This is a genomic window from Aromatoleum sp. (assembly GCF_035254505.1).
In the GTDB taxonomy this organism is placed as follows: domain Bacteria; phylum Pseudomonadota; class Gammaproteobacteria; order Burkholderiales; family Rhodocyclaceae; genus Aromatoleum.
Genome location: NZ_DATFAO010000089.1, coordinates 1 through 19719 on the forward strand (window position 1 = coordinate 1; position 19719 = coordinate 19719).

Below are 19719 nucleotides of genomic sequence, written 5' to 3' on the forward strand. Positions count from 1 at the left end.
CAGCGATTGCAGTCCATAGACTTCGAGTTCGTCGATGTGACGCATGCCCATGCAGGCAGCACGAGCGCCTTCAATCGTCGTGAAAACGGTCAGTTTCGCGGCCAGCGCGCTGGTACGGATAGAGCGCGAATCCACGATCGCCTGACGCTTTTCCTCGACAGTGTTGATGACGAAGCTCAGTTCGTTGTTCTTGATCATGTCGACAATGTGCGGCCGACCTTCGTTGACCTTATTGACGACCGTGACCGGGAGGTTCGCCGCGTCGATTGCGGATGCAGTACCGCGCGTAGCAACGAGACTGAAGCCGAGCTCGTGAAGCTCACGTGCGACCTCGACAGCAACGCCGCGGTCCGCCGGCTTGACGCTAATGAATGCCGTACCGGACTTGGGCAGCCGCACGCCGGCGGCAAGCTGCGCCTTCACGAACGCCTCGGCGAAGCTCCGGCCCACGCCCATGACCTCACCGGTCGACTTCATTTCCGGTCCGAGAATCGTGTCGACACCGGGGAACTTGACGAACGGGAAGACCGCTTCCTTGACGGAATAATAGGGCGGCACAATTTCACCCGTGACACCCTGACTGGCGAGGCTCTGCCCGGCCATGCAGCGCGCGGCAATCTTCGCGAGCGGCAGGCTGCAGGCCTTCGAGACGAAGGGAACCGTACGCGACGCCCGGGGATTGACTTCGAGGACGTAGACCGTCGCATCGTTGCCTTCGCCCTGAATCGCGAACTGGACGTTCATCAGGCCGCAGACGTTCAGCGCACGCGCCATCGCCTCGGTCTGGCGGCGGAGCTCATCCTGCAGGCGCGGAGACAGCGTGTAAGGAGGCAGCGAGCATGCCGAGTCACCGGAGTGAACACCCGCCTGTTCGATGTGCTCCATGATGCCGCCGATGATGACCTGTTGGCCGTCCGACAGCGCATCGACGTCGATTTCGGTCGCATCGTTCAGGAAGCGGTCGAGCAGAACCGGCGACTCGTTCGAAACCTTGACGGCTTCGCGCATGTAACGCTCGAGATCCTTCTGCTCATGCACGATTTCCATCGCGCGGCCGCCCAGCACGTAGCTCGGACGCACGACTAGCGGGTAGCCGATTTCGGCCGCGAGGCGCACGGCCTGCTCGGGCGTCCGCGCGGTGCGGTTGGGCGGCTGCTTGAGGCCGAGGTCGTTGAGCAGCTTCTGGAAGCGCTCACGGTCCTCAGCTGCGTCGATCATATCGGGGCTGGTGCCGATGATCGGCACGCCGTTCTCTTCGAGCGCCTGGGCGCGCTTGAGCGGGGTCTGGCCACCGAACTGGACGATCACGCCGACCGGCTTCTCGATGTGCACGATCTCGAGGATGTCTTCGAGCGTAATCGGCTCGAAGTACAGACGGTCGGAAGTGTCGTAGTCGGTCGACACCGTTTCCGGGTTGCAGTTGACCATGATGGTCTCGTAGCCGTCTTCGCGCAGGGCGAGTGCGGCGTGGACGCAGCAGTAGTCGAACTCAATGCCCTGGCCGATGCGGTTCGGACCGCCGCCGAGGACCATGATCTTCTTCTTGTCGGTCGGACGCGCTTCGCACTCGTCCTCGTACGAGGAGTACATGTACGCGGTCGAAGTCGAGAATTCCGCCGCGCAGGTGTCGACGCGCTTGAACACCGGGCGCACGCCCTGCGCGTGACGGTGCAGGCGCACTGCCGTTTCATCGACACCGAGAAGTTTTGCGAGACGACGGTCGGAGAAGCCCTTGCGCTTCAGACCTCGCATTTCGACTGCCGGCATCGCCTTCAGCGAACGGCCGGTGAGCGCCTTTTCGGTGAGAACAATATCTTCGATCTGCGCGAGGAACCACGGATCGATCTTGGTCAGGTTGAACACCTGCTCCTGCGTGTAGCCTTCGCGGAACGCCTGCCCGACGTACCAGATGCGCTGAGCGCCCGGATTGGCAAGCTCATGCTCGAGGTCTTCGCGGTCGGCTTCGACTTCGTCCAGGCCGTAGACCCCGACTTCGAGGCCGCGTAGCGCCTTCTGGAACGACTCCTGGAAGGTACGGCCCATCGCCATCACCTCGCCGACCGACTTCATCTGAGTCGTGAGGCGATCGTTGGCCTGCGGGAATTTTTCGAACGCGAAGCGCGGAATCTTCGTGACGACGTAGTCGATAGAGGGCTCGAACGAGGCCGGGGTCGCGCCGCCGGTGATGTCGTTCTTGAGCTCGTCCAGCGTGTAGCCGATGGCGAGCTTGGCCGCGACCTTGGCGATCGGGAATCCGGTCGCCTTCGAGGCGAGCGCCGATGAGCGCGACACGCGCGGGTTCATCTCGATGACGATCATGCGACCGTCCTTCGGGTTGATCGCGAACTGGACGTTCGAGCCGCCGGTATCGACACCGATCTCGCGCAGCACCGCGATCGACGCATTACGCAGGATCTGGTACTCCTTGTCCGTGAGGGTCTGCGACGGTGCGACGGTGATCGAGTCGCCAGTATGCACGCCCATCGGGTCGAGGTTCTCGATCGAGCAGACGATGATGCAGTTATCCGCGCGGTCGCGGACGACTTCCATCTCGTATTCCTTCCAACCGATCAGCGACTCTTCGATCAGGAGTTCATTGGTCGGGCTCGCCTCGAGACCGCGCTTGCAGATCTCGTCGAACTCTTCCATGTTGTAGGCGATGCCGCCACCGGTGCCGCCGAGCGTGAAGGACGGGCGGATGATGACCGGGAAGCCGATGCCACCCTGCACCTGCAGCGCTTCTTCCATGCTGTGGGCGATGCCGGAACGCGCCGAACCGAGACCGATCTTGGTCATCGCGTCCTTGAACTTGAGGCGGTCCTCGGCCTTATCGATCGCATCGCGAGACGCGCCGATCAATTCGACGCCGTACTTCTCGAGCACGCCGTTCTTGGCGAGGTCCAGGGCGCAGTTGAGCGCCGTCTGACCACCCATCGTGGGCAGCAACGCGTCGGGGCGCTCCTTCTCGATGATGCGTTCGACGACCTGCCAGGTGATCGGCTCGATGTAGGTGACGTCGGCCGTACCCGGATCGGTCATGATCGTGGCCGGGTTGGAGTTTACGAGGACGACGCGATAGCCCTCTTCGCGCAGCGCTTTGCACGCCTGCGCGCCGGAATAGTCGAACTCGCACGCCTGACCGATGATGATCGGGCCGGCGCCAATGATGAGAATGCTTTGTATGTCTGTACGCTTAGGCATTGCCTAACCTCGGTATTGCGTTGAAGGGCGACAGCAAAGCTGCCGCCTGCGAATCATTTGCGCGCTTCGAGCAACTTGATGAAGCGGTCGAACAGGTAGGCGACGTCGTGCGGCCCGGGGCTCGCCTCCGGGTGACCCTGGAAGCAGAAGGCGGGCACATCGGTCCGTTCCATCCCCTGCAGACTCCCGTCGAAGAGCGACACGTGGGTCGGGCGCAGGGTCGCCGGTAGGGTGTCGGCATCGACCGCGAAGCCGTGGTTCTGGCTCGTGATCAACACTTGGCCGGAATCGAGGTCCTTCACCGGATGGTTCGCACCGTGATGGCCGAACTTCATCTTGACCGTCCGAGCACCGGAGGCCAGCGCCATCAACTGATGGCCGAGACAGATACCGAAGGTCGGGATGCCGCGCGACAGGAACTCGCGGATCGCGGCAATCGCGTAATCGCAGGGCTCCGGATCGCCAGGACCGTTGGACAGGAAGATCCCGTCCGGATTGAGAGCAAGCACGTCGGCGGCGGAGGTTTGTGCCGGCACGACGGTGAGGCGGCAGCCGCGGCTCGCTAGCATCCGCAGGATGTTGGCTTTGACGCCGAAGTCGTAGGCGACGACGTGGAACCGCGCGTTCGCCTGGGCCTCGTAGCCGGTGCCGAGCTTCCATTCGCCTTCGCTCCACGGGAAGGAGCGGTCGGTGCTGACGACCTTCGCGAGGTCCATGCCCGCAAGCCCGGGAAAGTCGCGCGCCTGGGCGACAGCTGCCTCCGGATTGAGCGCCTGACCTTCCGCGGCGGTGACGATGCAGCCCGCCTGAGCGCCCTTCTCGCGCAGGATACGGGTCAGCTTGCGGGTGTCGATCCCGGCGATGGCCACGACGTTTTCCGCCTTCAGATAGGCGTCCAGCGTTTGGTCCATCCGGAAATTGGAAGGCAGAATGGGGAGATCGCGGATGACGAGGCCCGCAGCATGCACGCGGGTCGCCTCGACGTCTTCGCGATTGACGCCGGTATTGCCGATGTGGGGATACGTCAGCGTTACGATCTGCCGGCAGTAGCTCGGGTCGGTAAGGATCTCTTGGTAACCGGACATCGAGGTGTTGAAAACGACCTCACCAACCGTGCTGCCGGCCGCGCCGATTCCCTTGCCAAAAAATACCGTCCCGTCGGCAAGTGCTAGTAGAGCGGGCGGGGAAGCAGTCACGACAAACTCCTGAGTTCAGCCGAAAAGACGGGGACAACCTGTAGGCCAGCCCCGTTTGTGAAAAAAGCGGGACGAGCCGATCGGCTAATCCCGCTATCTAATCGACGAATTGTAGCGTTTGACGGAGCCAGAGGCAACGCTACCGGCTTCTTACCCACCAGCTTCAGCTCAGGCCGAGGACCGCCTGCATGTCGAACAAGCCGTTCGAACGGCCGGCGAGGAAGCGCGCTGCGCGGACGGCACCGAGCGCGTAGGGCATGCGGCTGCCGGACTTGTGCGTGATCTCGATGCGTTCGCCGATACCAGCGAAGAGAACGGTATGGTCGCCGACGACGTCACCGCCGCGGATCGTCGAAAAGCCGATCGTCTCGGCTTTGCGCTCACCGGTAACCCCTTCCCGACCGTAGATCGCGCAGGTCTCGAGATCCCGGCCGAGCTCGCGCGCGACGACCTCGCCCATGCGCAGTGCGGTACCCGACGGGGCATCGACCTTGAAGCGATGGTGAGCCTCGATGACCTCGACGTCGTAGCCCTCGTCGAGGATGCGCGCCGCGACCTCGAGCAACTTGAACACGGCGTTCACTCCAACCGCCATGTTCGGCGCGAATACGACTGGAATCTCCTGGGCCGCCGCGTTGATGACTTCCTTCTCGGCTGCCGAAAAGCCCGTAGTGCCGATCACGATGGACTTGCGCAGTTCGCGCGCTATCTGAAGATGGGACAACGTACCTTCCGGGCGGGTGAAATCGATGATGCAATCGGCCGCAGCGATTGCATCGCGAGGATCGTCTGTGATGGCCACACCACAGGCTGCGCCGACAAGTTCTCCGGCATCGCGGCCGATGAACGGCGTGCCCGGCCGATCGAACGCCGATCCCAGCATGACTCCACCGTCCTTCAGCGTCGCCTCGATCAGCATCCGCCCCATTCTGCCGGACGCACCGGCAACCGCAATTCGCAACACACTCATCTGAACACTTCCTGGATTGGCGGAATCAATTCTTCGCAGGCGCGGGTTCGATCTCGATCACCCTGCTGCGCTCCGGCTGCGCGGCCGGCGCTGAAGAATCGCCAGGAGTGACATCCCCTTCGACGTGATCGAGCTTGTCACCGTCGAAAAATACGCTCAGAACGCGCTGCTGCGGTTCGCCGCGACCGGGACGGAATGCATAGACGTAATCCCAGCGGGCTGCGTGAAAGACGTCCGTTACGAGCGGAGTGCCCAAGGCAAAGCGCACTTGGTCGCGCGTCATGCCTTTCTTGAGTCGCCCGATCATTTCCTGATCGACGTAATTACCTTGCCGCACGTCGATGCGGTATGGGTTGATGCGATCGGTAATCGTGTTGAAGGAACATCCGATCAACAGGCCGGCGGCGGCCATTGCGGCCGCAAATGTCATTAAACGCATGTATGGAGTCTTAGTCGTTGGCGCCGAACGGCGAATCGTTCTCAGGCACAGCCGAAAAAATATATCATAGGCAGACAGCGGCCATGTGCTGCCGGCACGCTCGCGACCCAACGGGGCAATCATGTCTGAGAATTCGCAGAACCTCAAAAATATCGGCTTGAAAGCCACTTACCCGCGCCTGAAGATACTTGACCTCTTCCAGACGTCCGATGTGCGTCACTTGACGGCAGAGGATGTCTATCGCCTGTTGACGGCGGAAGGCATGGACATCGGACTGGCAACGGTCTATCGCGTCCTGACCCAGTTCGAACAGGCCGGTCTGCTCGAACGGCACTATTTCGAATCGGGCAAGGCGGTCTTCGAACTCAAAGAAGGCGGCCACCATGACCACCTTGTCTGCATCCAGTGCGGGAAGGTTGAGGAGTTCTTCGACCCGGAAATCGAGCGCAAGCAAAACAAGGTCGCGGAAGAACGCGGCTTTGCCGTCCGCGAGCATGCGCTTTACCTTTACGCCGATTGCCTGCGCAAGGATTGCCCCAATCGCAAGTTGGGTGAATAAGGTCGCAAGCAGCAGACTGGCGCTGCGCGAAGTCAGAGGGCGTTCGCGCGGTCAGCCGCAAGCATCTCTGCCGCATGGCGGCGCGTGGTCTCCGTGATGTTTACACCACCCAACATACGGGCAATTTCCTCGACACGTGCGGACACGTCCAGCGGCGTGACGGCACTGAGGACCTCCTCTCCGCGCTTTGCCTTCGCGATATTCCACTGCCAGTCTGCGCAGGCAGCGACCTGAGGCAAGTGCGTGACGCACAATACCTGCCGCGACTGTCCGAGGCGGTGAAGCAGGCGCCCAACGATCTCGGCGACACCGCCCCCGATACCGACGTCGACCTCGTCGAAAATAAGTGTCGGCGTAGCCGATTCGCGGCTCGTAATCACCTGGATCGCCAAGCCGATACGTGACAGCTCGCCCCCCGACGCAACCTTTGCGAGCGGCCGCAGCGGCTGATTGAGGTTGGCCGCGACGCGGAATTCGACGGATTCGACACCGTGCGCCGTCGGGGCACAAGGCTCCAGCGCCACCTCGAAGCGGCCGCCGGCCATGGCGAGCGTCTGCATCGCGTCTGAAATTTCCTGGGACAAGGCTTTCACGGCAGGGCGACGGGCGATGGAGAGGCGCTCCGCAGCGGCTTCGTACTCCCGCCGGGCCGACTCTTCCTCCTCCGCGAGTCGCACCGGGTCCGCGTCGGCAACGAGGGCTTCGAGCCTGCGCTGCCAGCCTGCCAGCAGTTCCGGCAACTCTTCGGGCACGACGCGATGTTTGCGCGCGATATCGGTGACCCGCCCGATTTGCTGCTCGATCTCCGCAAGCCGGGAGGGGTCCAGGTCGAGGTGATCCCGGTAGCGCCGCAAGGTGTGCAAGGCTTCGTCCGCCTGGATTGCCGCGCCGGATAGCAGTTCCCGCACCTCGTCGAGTCCGCTGTCGATACCGGACATCGACTCTATCCGCACATGAATCTGGCGCAGCATGTTCGCCACGGAAAGATCGCCGTCGCCGAGCGTTGTGATCACCTCGTCAGCGCCCTCCATCAACCCGGCTGCATGAGCCAGGCGCGAGTGCTCGGTATTCAACTCGTCCCACGCCGTCGGTTCGAACGCAAGTTCTTCGACCTCGCGAATCTGCCATGCAAGGAGTTCACGCTCGCGTTCGGACGCCGCCGAGTCGTGCTCGGCCGCACGGCGTCTTTCGGCGAGCTGTTGCCAGGAGCGGAACCGGGCCGCGACTTCGGCTGCCAGATCCGCTGCGCCAGCGTGACCGTCCACGAGGGCCCGCTGGGCGTCCGCCTTGAGCAGGGCGTGATGGGCATGCTGGCCATGAATATCGGCGAGCCAGTCCCCGGCTTCGCGCAACTGCGTCTGCGTGACGGGTACGCCGTTGATCCAGGCTCGCGAGCGGCCAGCGGATTCCACGACCCGCCGTAGAATCACGACGCCCTCGTCGTCCGGCAGATCGTGCTCGGACAGCCAACGCACCAGTTCGCCAGTCGGTGGCAAATCGAACTCCGCCGAAATGTCGGCCTTGTCGCGGCCAACGCGGACTGCGCCCGGCTCAGCCCGGCCTCCGAGCGCGAGCCCAAGCGCATCGAGGAGAATCGACTTGCCTGCACCGGTTTCGCCGGTCAAAGCACCAAAACCGTCCTGGAAATCGAGTTCCAGACGATCGACGATGACAAAATCCCGTATGGTCAGACGGCGGAGCATGAACGTCGCAATTCGTGGTTGTTCAGGGAAGGCGCGGGGTCGCGCTCCAATGGAGCTTTTCCCGCAACATGGCGAAGTAGCTGTATCCCTCGGGATGCAAGAGTCGGACTGCCTTGGGCGAACGCGTCACGCGAACGAGGTCTCCCGCGTGCGCATCAAAGCGTGCCTGCCCATCGACGTGCACGCTCGCGTCGTGCGGCGGCAGAAGCGCGATCTCGATACGGCAGGTGTCCGGCAGCGTTATCGGCCTTGCCGTCAGCGCATGCGGGCACAGCGGGACAAGCGCAATTCCCCCGACCGTCGGGTGGAGGATGGGGCCATTGGCAGACAGTGCGTAGGCCGTCGATCCGGTCGGAGTGGTCAGGATCATGCCGTCGGAGCGCTGTGTATAGACGAACTCGCCATCGATCGACAGATCGAATTCGATCATCCTGCCGAGGTCGCCTTTGTTAACGACCACATCGTTGAGCGCCAGTGTATGAAACACACGGCGACCACCGCGGAGAACCTCGGCGTCGAGCATCGCGCGCAATTCTTCCGAATATCGACCGTCGAGCATCTCCGAGAGTTTCGCCAATGCGTCGTTGCGCCCGATATCGGTGAGGAACCCGAGCCGCCCCTGATTGATGCCGACGAGCGGAACGGAATGCTCGCACAGGCGTCGCGCGGTGTTAAGCATCGTGCCGTCCCCGCCGAGGACGACTGCCAGATCCGCTTGAACTCCTATCTCATCGTACGTTGCCGTGGCAAACTCGCCGACGAGGCCAATGGAACTCGCTGTCCCCTGCTCGATCCATACCGCTAAACCCTTCTCGCGAAGGAAACCCGCGATGGACAACACGGCTCCGGCCACGTCCGGACTCTGGTACTTGCCGATCAGGGCAACGGTGTGAAATTTATGCGCCATGCTTCGGATTAAACCACAACCTCCCGGGCCCTTGGCAGAGGCGGTGCCACTTCCCTAGAATCGTCGGAAATGGCCTGCGAACATCATGACAAAGCTTGACCCCAGATCCAAGATCCTGCTCAAGACCCTGATCGAACATTACATCGTCGAGGGACAGCCCGTTGGTTCGCGTGCGCTATCGCGCTTTTCGGGGCTCGAACTGTCCCCCGCCACGGTGCGCAACGTAATGAGCGATCTCGAGGAGATGGGCTTCATCACCAGCCCGCATACGTCGGCGGGGCGGATTCCGACGGCGATGGGATACCGCTTCTTCGTCGATTCGCTGCTGACCGTGCAGCCGCTCGAACAACAGCAAGTACGCGAGCTGAAAGGCCAGTTGCAGCCCGACCAGCCGCAGCGGCTGTTGAGCGCAGCATCCCACCTTCTCTCCGAACTGACTCAGTTCGCGGGGGTCGTGGTATCACCGCGGCGCGACACGCTGAAGATTCGCCAGATCGAATTCATCCGCTTGTCGGAAAACCGCATCCTGCTGATCATTGTCTCCATGAACGGAGAGGTGCAGAACCGCATCCTGATCACCCAACGTTCGTATTCGCCGGCCGAGCTGACGATGGCGGCGAACTATCTGACTGAGCACTTTGGCGGACTCGGCTTCGACGACATCCGCGCCCGGATCCGCGACGAACTCCGACAATTGCGGGCCGATATGAGCGAACTTCTGAACGCCACGGTCGAGGCCGGTACAGCGGCAGCGCATGACGACACCAGCAGCTACGTGCTATCAGGTGAGACGAATCTTCTGGATGTCGAAGAGTTGTCCTCGAACGTCGCGCACCTGCGCGAGCTCTTCAAGCTGTTCGAACAAAAGACCGGGCTGATTCAGCTGCTCGACCTGTCCAATCGAGCACAAGGCGTTCAGATCTTCATCGGCGACGAATCCGGCCTCGCGCAACTCGACGGTTGCAGCGTCGTGACGTCCGGCTACGAGGTCAATGGCCAAGTCGTGGGCTCGGTCGGAGTCATCGGACCGACGCGAATGGCTTATGATCGCGTAATCCCCATCGTCGATATCACGGCACGCCTTCTCTCGAACGCCCTGTCGAGCGCCAACTGAGCGCGTCCCCCTCCTCCCGCACAAGGAAGCCCATGGCCCGTTACTGGACCGAACCCGCCTATTCTCACGGCACGCCCGCACGGACGGGCATACTGCTCGTGAACCTGGGCACGCCAACTACTCCGACCGCCGCCGCCGTTCGCCCCTATCTCAAAGAATTTCTCTCCGACCCCCGCGTTGTCGAGATCCCGAAGCTGGTCTGGTGGCCGATTCTGAACGGCATCATCCTGAACGTCCGTCCGAAGAAGTCTGCCGAAAAGTACGCGAGCATCTGGATGGACGAAGGCTCGCCGCTCCAGGTGCACACTCAGAAGCAGACGAAGTTGCTCGCCGGCTATCTGGGCCATGCCGGTGCGGCCGGCTTGCAGATCGAATGGGCGATGCGCTATGGGGAACCGTCGATCGCGAACGTGCTTAACCGGATGAAAGCCAACGGCTGCACGCGGATTCTCGTTGTTCCCCTCTATCCGCAATATGCGGCGAGCACCACGGCCAGCGTGATGGACGAAGTCGCCCGCTGCATGACTCATTGGCGCAATCTGCCCGAAATTCGTTACGTGCGTAGTTTTCACGACCAAGCAGGCTACATCGCCGCCCTGGCGCAAAGCGTACGCGACCACTGGATGCGCAACGGCCAAGGCGATAAGCTCATCATGAGCTTTCACGGCATTCCGCGGCGATCACTCGACCTCGGGGATCCCTATCATTGCGAGTGTCGAAAGACCGCTCGTCTGCTGGCAGCGGCGCTCCAGTTGCCCGATGACCGCTGGCAGCTCACCTTTCAATCCCGCTTCGGCAAGGCGGAATGGCTCAAGCCCTACACGCAGCCGACTCTCGAAGCACTGGCCCGGCAGGGAACGGAACGTGTGGACGTGATGTGCCCCGGCTTCCCCGCGGATTGTCTCGAAACGCTGGAGGAGATTGCAATGGAATGTCGGACGGCTTTCCTCGGAGCAGGGGGCAAGAGCTTTCACTACATCCCTTGCCTGAACGAACGGGACGACTGGGTCGCGGCACTTTCCGCCCTTGTGCGCGATCACCTGGGCAATTGGCTTTCGATTCCCACCGCAAGTGGCGACGCGTTGGGGGCGACCGCAGAGCGGGCGCGCGCGGCCGGCGCGGAATGCTGACATGAGCCCCGGCCTCCGACTTCTGCTGCGCTGGCTGCTCGATGCCGTCGCGCTGTTGCTCCTGCCGGAGATCCTCGGTGGCCTGCGCGTCGACAGCTACGCGGCGGCACTGATGACGGCACTCCTGCTTGCGCTCATCAATGCGCTGATCCGGCCTATCCTCATCTTGATCACATTACCGATCACCGTCCTGACGGTCGGGCTGTTTACGCTGATCATCAATGCGCTGCTTTTTTGGGCAGCGGCCGGACTGGTGAGCGGCGTGCAAGTGGCGGACTTCTGGACTGCATTTTGGGGCGCCCTCCTCTACAGCCTGTTGACGTGGCTGGTCAGCATCGCCTTGTCGGACGGGACCGACTCGCGATTCGAAGTCACGATGCGGCGCGGAAGGCGCTGATTCGACGGGTGGAATCCTAAAGTTCCGCGCGCTTCGGCCGTTAGTACCTGTGGGCAACTGGATCACAGGGGACGGCCATGAAAATCGCATCAGCAAACGTGCAACTGCAGTCGTCCCACGTTGCGACCAGCAGCTTCGAATCGAACGAGCACCTCGAAATGTGGGTCGGGAACCGCCGTGGCGCCGCGAACGGCAGTAACGGCATCGGCACCGTCGTACGCGGGGCGGCGCGCGCCCAAGTCGAGCTTTCGAAGGAAGCCCGCGCACTGCAGGGCGCCGAGGCGACCGACAACGACGACGATGAGATCGATGCCGACCCGCGCATGCGCTTCCTGAAACAGCTGATCGAAGCCCTGACCGGAAAATCGATCAAGACCGTCGACGCGAAGGACTTGCGCCCGGATGCAACACGTGCCGGCCCCACGCCCGATAGCCCAGCACCGGCGCCGGCACCGCAAGGAGGGCCGCCCCGAGCCGGATTCGGCGTCGATTACCAATACCACGCCAAGTATCAGGAACACGAACAGACACGATTCGCTGCACAAGGCACCGTCAAGACGGCCGACGGGCAGGAAATCCGCTTCAAACTCGATCTCGCGATGGAGCGCAACTACGCCGAAACCACCGATGTACAGCTACGTCTGGGCGACGCGCGGATGAAGGATCCGCTCGTGCTCGACTTCGCAGGTCCCGCCGCTGCGCTGTCGGATACGCGCTTTTCCTTCGACCTCGACGCCGACGGCACGGCCGAATCCATCCCGATGCTCGCCGGTGGCACCGGTTATCTCGCAATCGATCGTAACGACAACGGCCGCATCGACGACGGCAGCGAATTATTCGGGCCCACGACCGGCAACGGATTCGACGAACTCGCCGCGTTCGACCGCGACAAGAACGGCTGGATCGACGAGTCCGATCCCGCTTTTGGCCAACTGCGCGTGTGGTCACCCGCGACGGAAGGCGCAGGAAGCCTCAAGACTGCCGCGGAAGCCGGCGTCGGCGCGCTCTATCTGGGCAATGTGGCAACGCCGTTTTCCTTGCGCGGGGCGGCCAACAGCAGCCTTGGCGAAATGCGCAGCAGCGGCGTCTATCTCCGTGAAGATGGAAGCGCAGGAACCGTCAGCCAAATCGATCTGAGCGTCTAGCGACAGCCCGTCCTGCTCAATCCTCGACCAGTTGCAGGTCGAGAATTGAGCTCGCGGTGATTTGCCCGGCCGCCGCCGGCTCCCCATGCTGGGCGAGCGCCCGCGCAGCGGCGCCGAGACGTTTGGCCACGACTGTCGACAAGGTCGTACGGACCAGCTCGCGCAGTTCGTCCGTAGCCAGCGCAAGCGCAGCAGGATGGATTTCGGCATACGCGCAGCGGGCAGTGGCAACGATAGACATCGGATGCCGGTGGTCGATATTGTCAAGCCAAGCCAGTTCGCCGAACACTTCGCCGGGGCCAAAACAGGATACCCGCCGCCCCTCGACCGAGACCTCCACCTCGCCCTCGATCAGAATCCCGAAACGCTGATCGGCATCCCCTTCACGGATCAGAAGCGCGCCGGGCTCGGCAGCACGCCAGGAACAGATTCTCAACACCTCCCACAGCTCGACGTCCCCGAATTCAGTGAAGAAGCTGAGCTTGCGCAGCTGCGAAAAGCGCGTGGTATCAGGCGGAACGTAACGATCATCGACGATCTGAAAGCGTACCGCGGTGAGGTCCTTCGCGAACTCCGCCCCGTTCTTGTAGCGGGAATACAGATCCTTCTCGAGTGCCTTGCGGATCACCGCGTCCATCTGCTCGGGCAACTCCGGATTGAGCTGCGACACTCGCGGAGGATCGGCGTTGATGATCTTGTAGATCAGCTGCGCGGGATTGCTCGCCCGGAATGGCAAGCGGCCCGTCAGGAGATGAAAGAGCACCACCCCGAGCGAATACAGGTCCGTCTTCTGGTTCAGCGGATAGCCCTTGATCTGCTCAGGGCTCATGTAGGCGGGCGAACCCACCCCCATGATGAAGGTCGAGTCCGACTCCACTTTCTTGTTGATGTTCAGCGCCAGACCGAAATCGGTGATCTTCACGTTGTCACGATCATCGACCAGGATGTTCGCCGGCTTGATGTCCCGGTGTACGATACCTTGACGATACGCGTAATCGAGCGCCATGCAGCACTTGAACACGATGCCGATCGCGCGGTGGACAGGCAGCATCCGCTCGAAACCGCAGTACCGCTCCAGCGACTCACCAGGGAAATACTCCATCACCACGTACGCCTGAGATGGCTCCACCTCGGCCTCGTGGATGCGGATGATGTGGGGATGGTCCAAACGGCTCGCGACCGCCCTCTCCGCCTTCAGCAGCTTGAGCAGGCGCCGGTTCCACTTCGCTTCGTCGCGGCTCCCGTCCTGGAAGCGGATCAGCTTGATTGCGACAGGCTCCGGTCGGTCCGGCGACTCGCCCATATAGACGACCGCGGTCGCACCGCGCCCGACCTCCTTCACGATGCGGTACTTGCCGATTGTCCGCGGAATATCGCTCATCGCCGATCCGTACGTTCCCGCAAATCATGCTTGATGAGTTATGAGGATTAGCCAATCCTGACACAGCCGCCCCGACGTCGGCAACACACGAAACATTTTTTCGGATTCCCCCCTTGAAAAAGGCGACCCCGTCCCCACTTCGCAAACGTTAACGAAGACAGGGAGTTTCGACCCATGCAGGAACATAAGCCGTCCGCCGACATCCAGGGCGAACTGCCGGAGAATGTCGCGGCCTCACAATCCGCCGCCCCGCCGTCGAACGACCAGGGCGCCGCGGCGCAGCCGGACACGATGCCGAGCATCGAGGAAACCCTGCGCCAGGCCGAATTGAAGGCTACCGAACACTACGACGCCTGGCTTCGCGCGAAGGCCGAAGGCGAAAACATTCGTCGCCGCGCACAAGAAGACATCGCCAAGGCTTCGAAGTTTGCCGCCGAAAAATTTGCTAACGCCATGTTGCCTGTGAAAGACAGCCTCGAAGCAGCTCTGGCGGTCGAAACCCAGACCCTCGAAAGCCTGCGCGCCGGCGTCGATCTCACCTTGAAGCAACTCATCGCCGCATTCCAAACCGCCGGCGTGGCCGAAGAAAACCCGCTCGGCAGCCGCTTCGACCCCAACCGTCATCAGGCCATCGGCATGGAAGAGGCCGACGCCGAGCCGAACACGGTGATCAAGGTCCTGCAAAAGGGCTATACGCTCAACGACCGCGTGATGCGTCCCGCGATGGTCGTCGTCTCGAAGGCAAAAAGCGCCTGACGACGCTTGAAATTGCGGGATGAACCCGCATCTATCGAACATGCGAATTCCGGCGAGGCGTAGCGATCGCGAATCACAGCGACGACCTCCTCGTCATTGACTGAAAAGGAACAGATATGGGCAAGATCATCGGCATCGACCTGGGCACCACCAATAGCTGCGTCTCCGTGATGGAAGGCGGCAAGCCCAAGGTCATCGAAAACTCCGAAGGCGCGCGCACCACGCCCTCCGTCGTCGCCTACGCCGAAGACGGCGAAATCCTGACCGGCGCTCCGGCCAAGCGCCAGGCCGTCACCAACGCCAGGAACACCCTTTTTGCAGTCAAGCGGCTGATCGGTCGTCGCTTTGAAGAGAAGGAAGTGCAGAAGGACATCGACCTGATGCCCTACACGATCACCAAAGCCGACAACGGCGACGCATGGGTTGAAGTGCGCGGCAAGAAGGTCGCCCCGCCGCAGGTTTCCGCCGAAGTGCTGCGCAAGATGAAGAAGACCGCCGAAGACTACCTCGGCGAGGAAGTCACCGAAGCGGTCATCACCGTACCAGCCTACTTCAACGACAGCCAGCGTCAGGCCACCAAGGATGCCGGCCGCATCGCCGGTCTCGAAGTCAAGCGCATCATCAACGAGCCGACCGCGGCCGCGCTCGCCTTCGGCATGGACAAGAAGCCGGGCGACTCGAAGATCGCCGTGTATGACCTCGGCGGCGGCACCTTCGACATCTCGATCATCGAAATCGCCGACATCGACGGCGAACACCAGTTCGAAGTGCTCGCGACCAACGGCGACACCTTCCTCGGCGGCGAAGACTTCGACCAGCGCCTGATCGACTACATCGTCACCGAGTTCAAGAAGGAGCAAGGTGTCGACCTCAAGAACGACGTGCTCGCGCTGCAGCGCCTGAAGGAAGCCGCCGAAAAGGCCAAGATCGAGCTGTCGTCATCGGCGCAGACCGAAGTGAACCTGCCCTACATCACCGCCGACGCCACCGGCCCGAAGCACCTCGCCGTTAAGATCACGCGCGCGAAGTTCGAGTCGCTCGTCGAAGACCTCGTCCAGCGCACGATCGAGCCCTGCCGCATTGCGCTCAAGGATGCCGGCATCAAGATCACCGACATCGACGACGTGATCCTCGTCGGCGGCCAGACCCGCATGCCCAAGGTGCAGGAGAAGGTCAAGGAGTTCTTTGGCAAGGATCCGCGCAAGGACGTGAACCCGGACGAAGCGGTCGCCGTCGGCGCCTCGATCCAGGGCGGCGTGCTGCAAGGTGAAGTCAAGGACGTGCTGCTGCTCGACGTTACCCCGCTGTCTCTGGGCATCGAGACCTTGGGCGGCGTGATGACCAAGCTGATCCAGAAGAACACCACGATCCCGACCAAGGCCTCGCAAGTGTTCTCGACCGCCGACGACAACCAGAGCGCGGTGACCATCCACGTGCTGCAGGGCGAACGGGAAATGGCGGCCGGCAACAAGAGCCTCGGCCAGTTCAACCTGTCGGACATCCCGCCGGCGCCGCGCGGCATGCCGCAGATCGAAGTCACCTTCGACATCGACGCAAATGGCATCCTGCACGTCTCCGCCAAGGACAAGGCGACCGGCAAGGAAAACAAGATCAAGATCCAGGCCAACTCCGGCCTCTCGGACGACGAGATCCAACGCATGGTGCAGGACGCCGCCGCACACGCCGAAGAGGACAAGAAGGCCCACGAGCTGGTCGACACCCGCAACCAGTGCGACGCGCTAGTGCACTCGGTGAAGAAATCGCTGACCGAATACGGCGACAAGATCAGCGCCGACGAGAAGGCGAAGATCGAAGCCGCCATGAAGGAGGCTGAAGAATCGCTGAAGAGCAACGACAAGGCGACGATCGAGGCCAAGACGCAGGCGCTTGCGATGGCCAGCCAGAAACTCGGCGAGCAGATGTATGCCCAGACCCAAGGCGCTGCCGAAGGTGGAGCGGGCGCATCGGCAGGCGGCAACGCGTCGGGCGGCTCCAAGGCTGCCGACGCCGATGTCGTCGATGCCGAGTTCACCGAAGTCAAAGACAAGAAATAATCGCTCGCCGAACGGCGAGATGTCGGCCGAGCCTTCGCCAGTGCCCACACTGGCCGGCTCGGCCTTTGCATGATCGGGGATCTCGCGATCTCCCTGGCAGAGCGAACAAAGATGGCAAAACGGGATTATTACGACGTTCTGGGCGTCAACCGCGACGCGTCGGACGACGAAATTAAGAAGGCCTACCGCAAACTGGCCATGAAGCACCACCCGGACCGCAATCCGGACAGCAAGGACGCCGAAGAGAAGTTCAAGGAGGCGAAGGAAGCCTACGAGATTCTCTCGGACGGACAGAAGCGCGGCGCGTACGATCGCTACGGCCACGCCGGCGTCGATCCCTCTGCGGGTGCAGGTCCCGGCGCACAGGGCTTCGAAGGCTTCGCCGATGCCTTCTCCGACATCTTCGGCGACATCTTCGGAGGCGGCGGCGCACGCGGCCGCTCCAACGTCTATCGCGGCGCGGACCTGCGCTATAACCTCGAGATCTCACTCGAGGAAGCCGCGCGCGGCGCTGACAAGACGATCCGCATCCCGACCGTCGAAGAGTGCGATACCTGCCACGGCAGCGGCGCCAAGCCCGGCACCCAGCCCAAGCCCTGCCCCACCTGCGGCGGCGCGGGCCAGGTTCGCATCCAGCAAGGCTTCTTCTCGATCCAGCAGACCTGCCCGAAGTGCCACGGCACCGGACGCATCATCCCCGACCCCTGCCGCGACTGCGGCGGCGCCGGCCGCGTGAAGCGACAGAAGACGCTCGAAGTGAAGATCCCGGCCGGTATCGATGAAGGCATGCGCCTGCGCCACGCCGGTCACGGCGAACCCGGCGTCAACGGCGGCCCAGCCGGCGACCTTTACGTCGAAATCCACATTCGCGCCCACCCCGTGTTCCAGCGCGACCGCGACGATCTGCACTGCGAGATGCCGATCAGCTTCACGACGGCCGCACTCGGCGGCGAGATCGAAATCCCGACCCTCGACGGTATGGCGCGCCTGCGCATCCCTGCTGAAACACAAAGCGGCAAAGTGTTCCGTCTACGAGGCAAGGGCATCCGCAACGTCCGCTCGCAAGCCCATGGCGACCTGCTGTGCCACGTGGTCGTGGAAACGCCGGTCAACCTGACCGATCGTCAGAAGGAACTGCTGCGCGAATTCGAGGAAGTGTCGAGCGGCGACGCCGAGCGTCACAACCCCAAGGCCAAGTCCTGGATGGACAAGGTCAAAGAGTTCTTCAGCGGCTAAGCGCCGAAGGCTCAGGGACAGTTCCGGACTTCCGGCCTGTCCCTGAGCACATCATCTCAGGCGCGGCGCCAGATCGTCCCCTGCGCCGAATCCTCGAGCACCACGCCCTGCGCGAGCAACTCGGCGCGAATGCGGTCGGCTTCCGCAAAGTTCTTGGCCTTTTTGGCCTCGGCCCGCTGCGCAATCTGAGCTTCGATCGCGGCCGTCTCCGCGTCCCCGCCTTGTGCGCCAACGCCGCCCTGCAGGAAGACCTGCGGCTCCCGCTCCAGGAGCCCCAGCACGCCCGCCAAGCCCTTCAACTGGGCGGCGGTTGCTTCCGACCCGGTGCGATTGACCTCGTTGGCGAGGTCAAACAGTACCGCCACCGCCTCTGCCGTGTTGAAGTCGTCATCCATCGCAGCACGGAAGCGCTGCGCATGGCTTTCGGTCCAGTCAACGACCACATCCGCAGTCTTGACGTTGCGTAGCGCGGTATAAAGTCGCATCAGCGACTGCCGGGCGTCGTCCAGGTGTGCATCCGAATAATTCAGCGGACTGCGGTAGTGCGCACGCAGAATGAAGAAGCGCACGACCTCGGGGTCGTACTGCTTGAGCACGTCGCGGATTGTGAAGAAGTTGCCGAGCGACTTCGACATCTTCTCGTTGTCGACACGAACGAAGCCGTTATGCATCCAATAGTTAACGAACGCATGTCCGTGAGCCCCCTCCGACTGCGCGACCTCGTTCTCGTGGTGCGGAAACTGCAGATCCTGACCGCCGCCATGGATATCGAAGTGCTCGCCGAGGAGTTGCGAGCTCATTGCCGAGCACTCGATGTGCCAGCCCGGCCTGCCGTCGCCCCACGGCGAGTTCCACTTCACTTCCGCCGGCTCCTCGACACGTGCGTGCTTCCACAACACGAAATCGAGCGGATCGCGCTTCTCGCCGACGATCCCCACTCGCTCACCCGCTCGCAGTTCGTCGAGAGACTTGCCGGATAGTTTTCCGTAGCCCTCGAACTTCCTCACGGCATAACAAACGTCCCGGTTTTCTGCGACGTAAGCCAAGCCCCTGTCGTACAAGCGTTCGATGAGCGACTGCATTTGCGGCACGAATTCCGTCGCCCGCGGCTCGTGATCCGGACGTTGCACCCCAAGCGCGTCAGCATCCTCGTGCATCGCCGCGATAAAGCGATCGGTCAAAGCCCGGATCGACTCCCCGTTCTCCTGCGCCCTGCGGATGATTTTGTCATCGATATCAGTGATGTTACGAACATACGTCAGGTCATATCCGCTGGCGCGCAACCAACGCGCAACCATGTCAAAGACCACCATGACCCTCGCATGACCGAGATGGCAATAGTCATAGACGGTCATGCCGCATACATACATTCGGACCTTGCCCCCGTCGATCGGGCTAAAGATTTCTTTCTTTCGTGTCAGCGTGTTGTGAATATGGAGCATGGCGTTTCCGGCGGAATTGCAGAGCGACTTGCCATCAGAGGATCGGCCACCGTCTCCACCGGCCAAGAGGAAGGCGAGGTAGCGTCAAC

Annotated in this window: 16 protein-coding genes; 8 read left to right on the top strand and 8 right to left on the bottom strand. The window is 62.3% G+C overall.

Going from position 1 to position 19719, the window contains the following annotated elements; all coding sequences use genetic code 11:
* The 4 genes from carB to VJ673_RS18080 form a co-directional block, all read right to left on the bottom strand.
* The coding region (gene carB, locus VJ673_RS18065) for a carbamoyl-phosphate synthase large subunit (RefSeq protein ID WP_324127554.1) at positions 1–3201 on the bottom strand (3201 nt) is incomplete at its 3' end.
* 53 nt (positions 3202–3254) lie between these two features.
* Positions 3255–4397: a glutamine-hydrolyzing carbamoyl-phosphate synthase small subunit gene (gene carA, locus VJ673_RS18070; protein WP_324127555.1), complete on the bottom strand. Its 1143-nt coding sequence runs from the start codon at positions 4395–4397 to the stop codon at positions 3255–3257.
* Positions 4398–4560: 163 nt separating this feature from the next.
* Entirely contained in the window at positions 4561–5367 is an 807-nt protein-coding gene (gene dapB, locus VJ673_RS18075; protein WP_324127556.1) for a 4-hydroxy-tetrahydrodipicolinate reductase, read from the bottom strand.
* Positions 5368–5392: 25 nt separating this feature from the next.
* Entirely contained in the window at positions 5393–5779 is a 387-nt protein-coding gene (locus VJ673_RS18080; RefSeq protein WP_324127557.1) for an outer membrane protein assembly factor BamE, read from the bottom strand.
* Positions 5780–5927: 148 nt separating this feature from the next.
* On the opposite strand from VJ673_RS18080, the gene fur reads away from it, so the two are divergent.
* The gene (gene fur, locus VJ673_RS18085) at positions 5928–6365 is read left to right on the top strand and encodes a ferric iron uptake transcriptional regulator (protein WP_041656246.1); all 438 of its coding nucleotides are present in this window, start codon (positions 5928–5930) and stop codon (positions 6363–6365) included.
* Between the two features lie 32 nt (positions 6366–6397).
* Here the strand turns inward: fur and recN are convergent, their stop codons facing one another.
* Both recN and VJ673_RS18095 read right to left on the bottom strand, forming a co-directional pair.
* Positions 6398–8068 carry a DNA repair protein RecN gene (gene recN / locus VJ673_RS18090; RefSeq protein ID WP_324127558.1) on the bottom strand — a complete coding sequence of 557 codons (1671 nt, stop codon included), beginning with the start codon at positions 8066–8068 and terminating at the stop codon, positions 6398–6400.
* 22 nt (positions 8069–8090) lie between these two features.
* Entirely contained in the window at positions 8091–8975 is an 885-nt protein-coding gene (locus tag VJ673_RS18095) for an NAD kinase (RefSeq protein WP_324127560.1), read from the bottom strand.
* An 85-nt stretch (positions 8976–9060) separates the two neighbouring features.
* Between VJ673_RS18095 and hrcA the strand changes: the two genes are divergently transcribed.
* From hrcA to VJ673_RS18115, 4 genes are all read left to right on the top strand, one after another.
* Entirely contained in the window at positions 9061–10089 is a 1029-nt protein-coding gene (gene hrcA / locus VJ673_RS18100; protein ID WP_324127561.1) for a heat-inducible transcriptional repressor HrcA, read from the top strand.
* Positions 10090–10121: 32 nt separating this feature from the next.
* On the top strand, positions 10122–11219 hold the full coding sequence (gene hemH, locus VJ673_RS18105; RefSeq protein WP_324127562.1) for a ferrochelatase: 1098 nt from the start codon (positions 10122–10124) through the stop codon (positions 11217–11219).
* A 1-nt stretch (position 11220) separates the two neighbouring features.
* The gene (locus VJ673_RS18110; protein WP_324127563.1) at positions 11221–11616 is read left to right on the top strand and encodes a phage holin family protein; all 396 of its coding nucleotides are present in this window, start codon (positions 11221–11223) and stop codon (positions 11614–11616) included.
* A 77-nt stretch (positions 11617–11693) separates the two neighbouring features.
* Complete coding sequence (locus VJ673_RS18115) at positions 11694–12761, top strand: SPM autocatalytic domain-containing protein (RefSeq protein ID WP_324127564.1); 1068 nt, start codon at positions 11694–11696, stop codon at positions 12759–12761.
* A 16-nt stretch (positions 12762–12777) separates the two neighbouring features.
* Here the strand turns inward: VJ673_RS18115 and VJ673_RS18120 are convergent, their stop codons facing one another.
* Positions 12778–14142, bottom strand: a complete 1365-nt coding sequence (locus VJ673_RS18120; RefSeq protein WP_324127565.1) for a serine/threonine-protein kinase — start codon at positions 14140–14142, stop codon at positions 12778–12780.
* A gap of 174 nt (positions 14143–14316) precedes the next feature.
* Here VJ673_RS18120 and grpE point away from each other — a divergent pair, with 174 nt between their 5' ends.
* The 3 genes from grpE to dnaJ all read left to right on the top strand — a co-directional run bounded on the left by grpE (position 14317) and on the right by dnaJ (position 18188).
* Positions 14317–14898, top strand: coding sequence for a nucleotide exchange factor GrpE (grpE, locus tag VJ673_RS18125; protein WP_324127566.1), 582 nt, complete (start codon positions 14317–14319; stop codon positions 14896–14898).
* Positions 14899–15014: 116 nt separating this feature from the next.
* Positions 15015–16952: a molecular chaperone DnaK gene (gene dnaK, locus VJ673_RS18130; protein WP_324127567.1), complete on the top strand. Its 1938-nt coding sequence runs from the start codon at positions 15015–15017 to the stop codon at positions 16950–16952.
* Positions 16953–17063: 111 nt separating this feature from the next.
* Positions 17064–18188 (top strand): molecular chaperone DnaJ, encoded by a 1125-nt coding sequence (gene dnaJ, locus VJ673_RS18135; protein WP_324127568.1) that lies wholly within the window; start codon positions 17064–17066, stop codon positions 18186–18188.
* A 56-nt stretch (positions 18189–18244) separates the two neighbouring features.
* Here the strand turns inward: dnaJ and cysS are convergent, their stop codons facing one another.
* Positions 18245–19630, bottom strand: a complete 1386-nt coding sequence (gene cysS, locus VJ673_RS18140; protein ID WP_324127569.1) for a cysteine--tRNA ligase — start codon at positions 19628–19630, stop codon at positions 18245–18247.
* Positions 19631–19719 lie beyond the last annotated feature (89 nt).

Bases quoted from the DNA above. Each gene is read 5' to 3' on its own strand.
- dapB (WP_324127556.1), bottom strand. From the start codon at position 5,367: ATGAGTGTGTTGCGAATTGCGGTTGCCGGTGCGTCCGGCAGAATGGGG.
- VJ673_RS18080 (WP_324127557.1), bottom strand. From the start codon at position 5,779: ATGGCCGCCGCCGGCCTGTTGATCGGATGTTCCTTCAACACGATTACC.
- fur (WP_041656246.1), top strand. From the start codon at position 5,928: ATGTCTGAGAATTCGCAGAACCTCAAAAATATCGGCTTGAAAGCCACT.
- recN (WP_324127558.1), bottom strand. From the start codon at position 8,068: ATGCTCCGCCGTCTGACCATACGGGATTTTGTCATCGTCGATCGTCTG.
- VJ673_RS18095 (WP_324127560.1), bottom strand. From the start codon at position 8,975: ATGGCGCATAAATTTCACACCGTTGCCCTGATCGGCAAGTACCAGAGT.
- hrcA (WP_324127561.1), top strand. From the start codon at position 9,061: ATGACAAAGCTTGACCCCAGATCCAAGATCCTGCTCAAGACCCTGATC.
- hemH (WP_324127562.1), top strand. From the start codon at position 10,122: ATGGCCCGTTACTGGACCGAACCCGCCTATTCTCACGGCACGCCCGCA.
- VJ673_RS18110 (WP_324127563.1), top strand. From the start codon at position 11,221: ATGAGCCCCGGCCTCCGACTTCTGCTGCGCTGGCTGCTCGATGCCGTC.
- VJ673_RS18115 (WP_324127564.1), top strand. From the start codon at position 11,694: ATGAAAATCGCATCAGCAAACGTGCAACTGCAGTCGTCCCACGTTGCG.
- VJ673_RS18120 (WP_324127565.1), bottom strand. From the start codon at position 14,142: ATGAGCGATATTCCGCGGACAATCGGCAAGTACCGCATCGTGAAGGAG.
- grpE (WP_324127566.1), top strand. From the start codon at position 14,317: ATGCAGGAACATAAGCCGTCCGCCGACATCCAGGGCGAACTGCCGGAG.
- dnaK (WP_324127567.1), top strand. From the start codon at position 15,015: ATGGGCAAGATCATCGGCATCGACCTGGGCACCACCAATAGCTGCGTC.
- dnaJ (WP_324127568.1), top strand. From the start codon at position 17,064: ATGGCAAAACGGGATTATTACGACGTTCTGGGCGTCAACCGCGACGCG.
- cysS (WP_324127569.1), bottom strand. From the start codon at position 19,630: ATGCTCCATATTCACAACACGCTGACACGAAAGAAAGAAATCTTTAGC.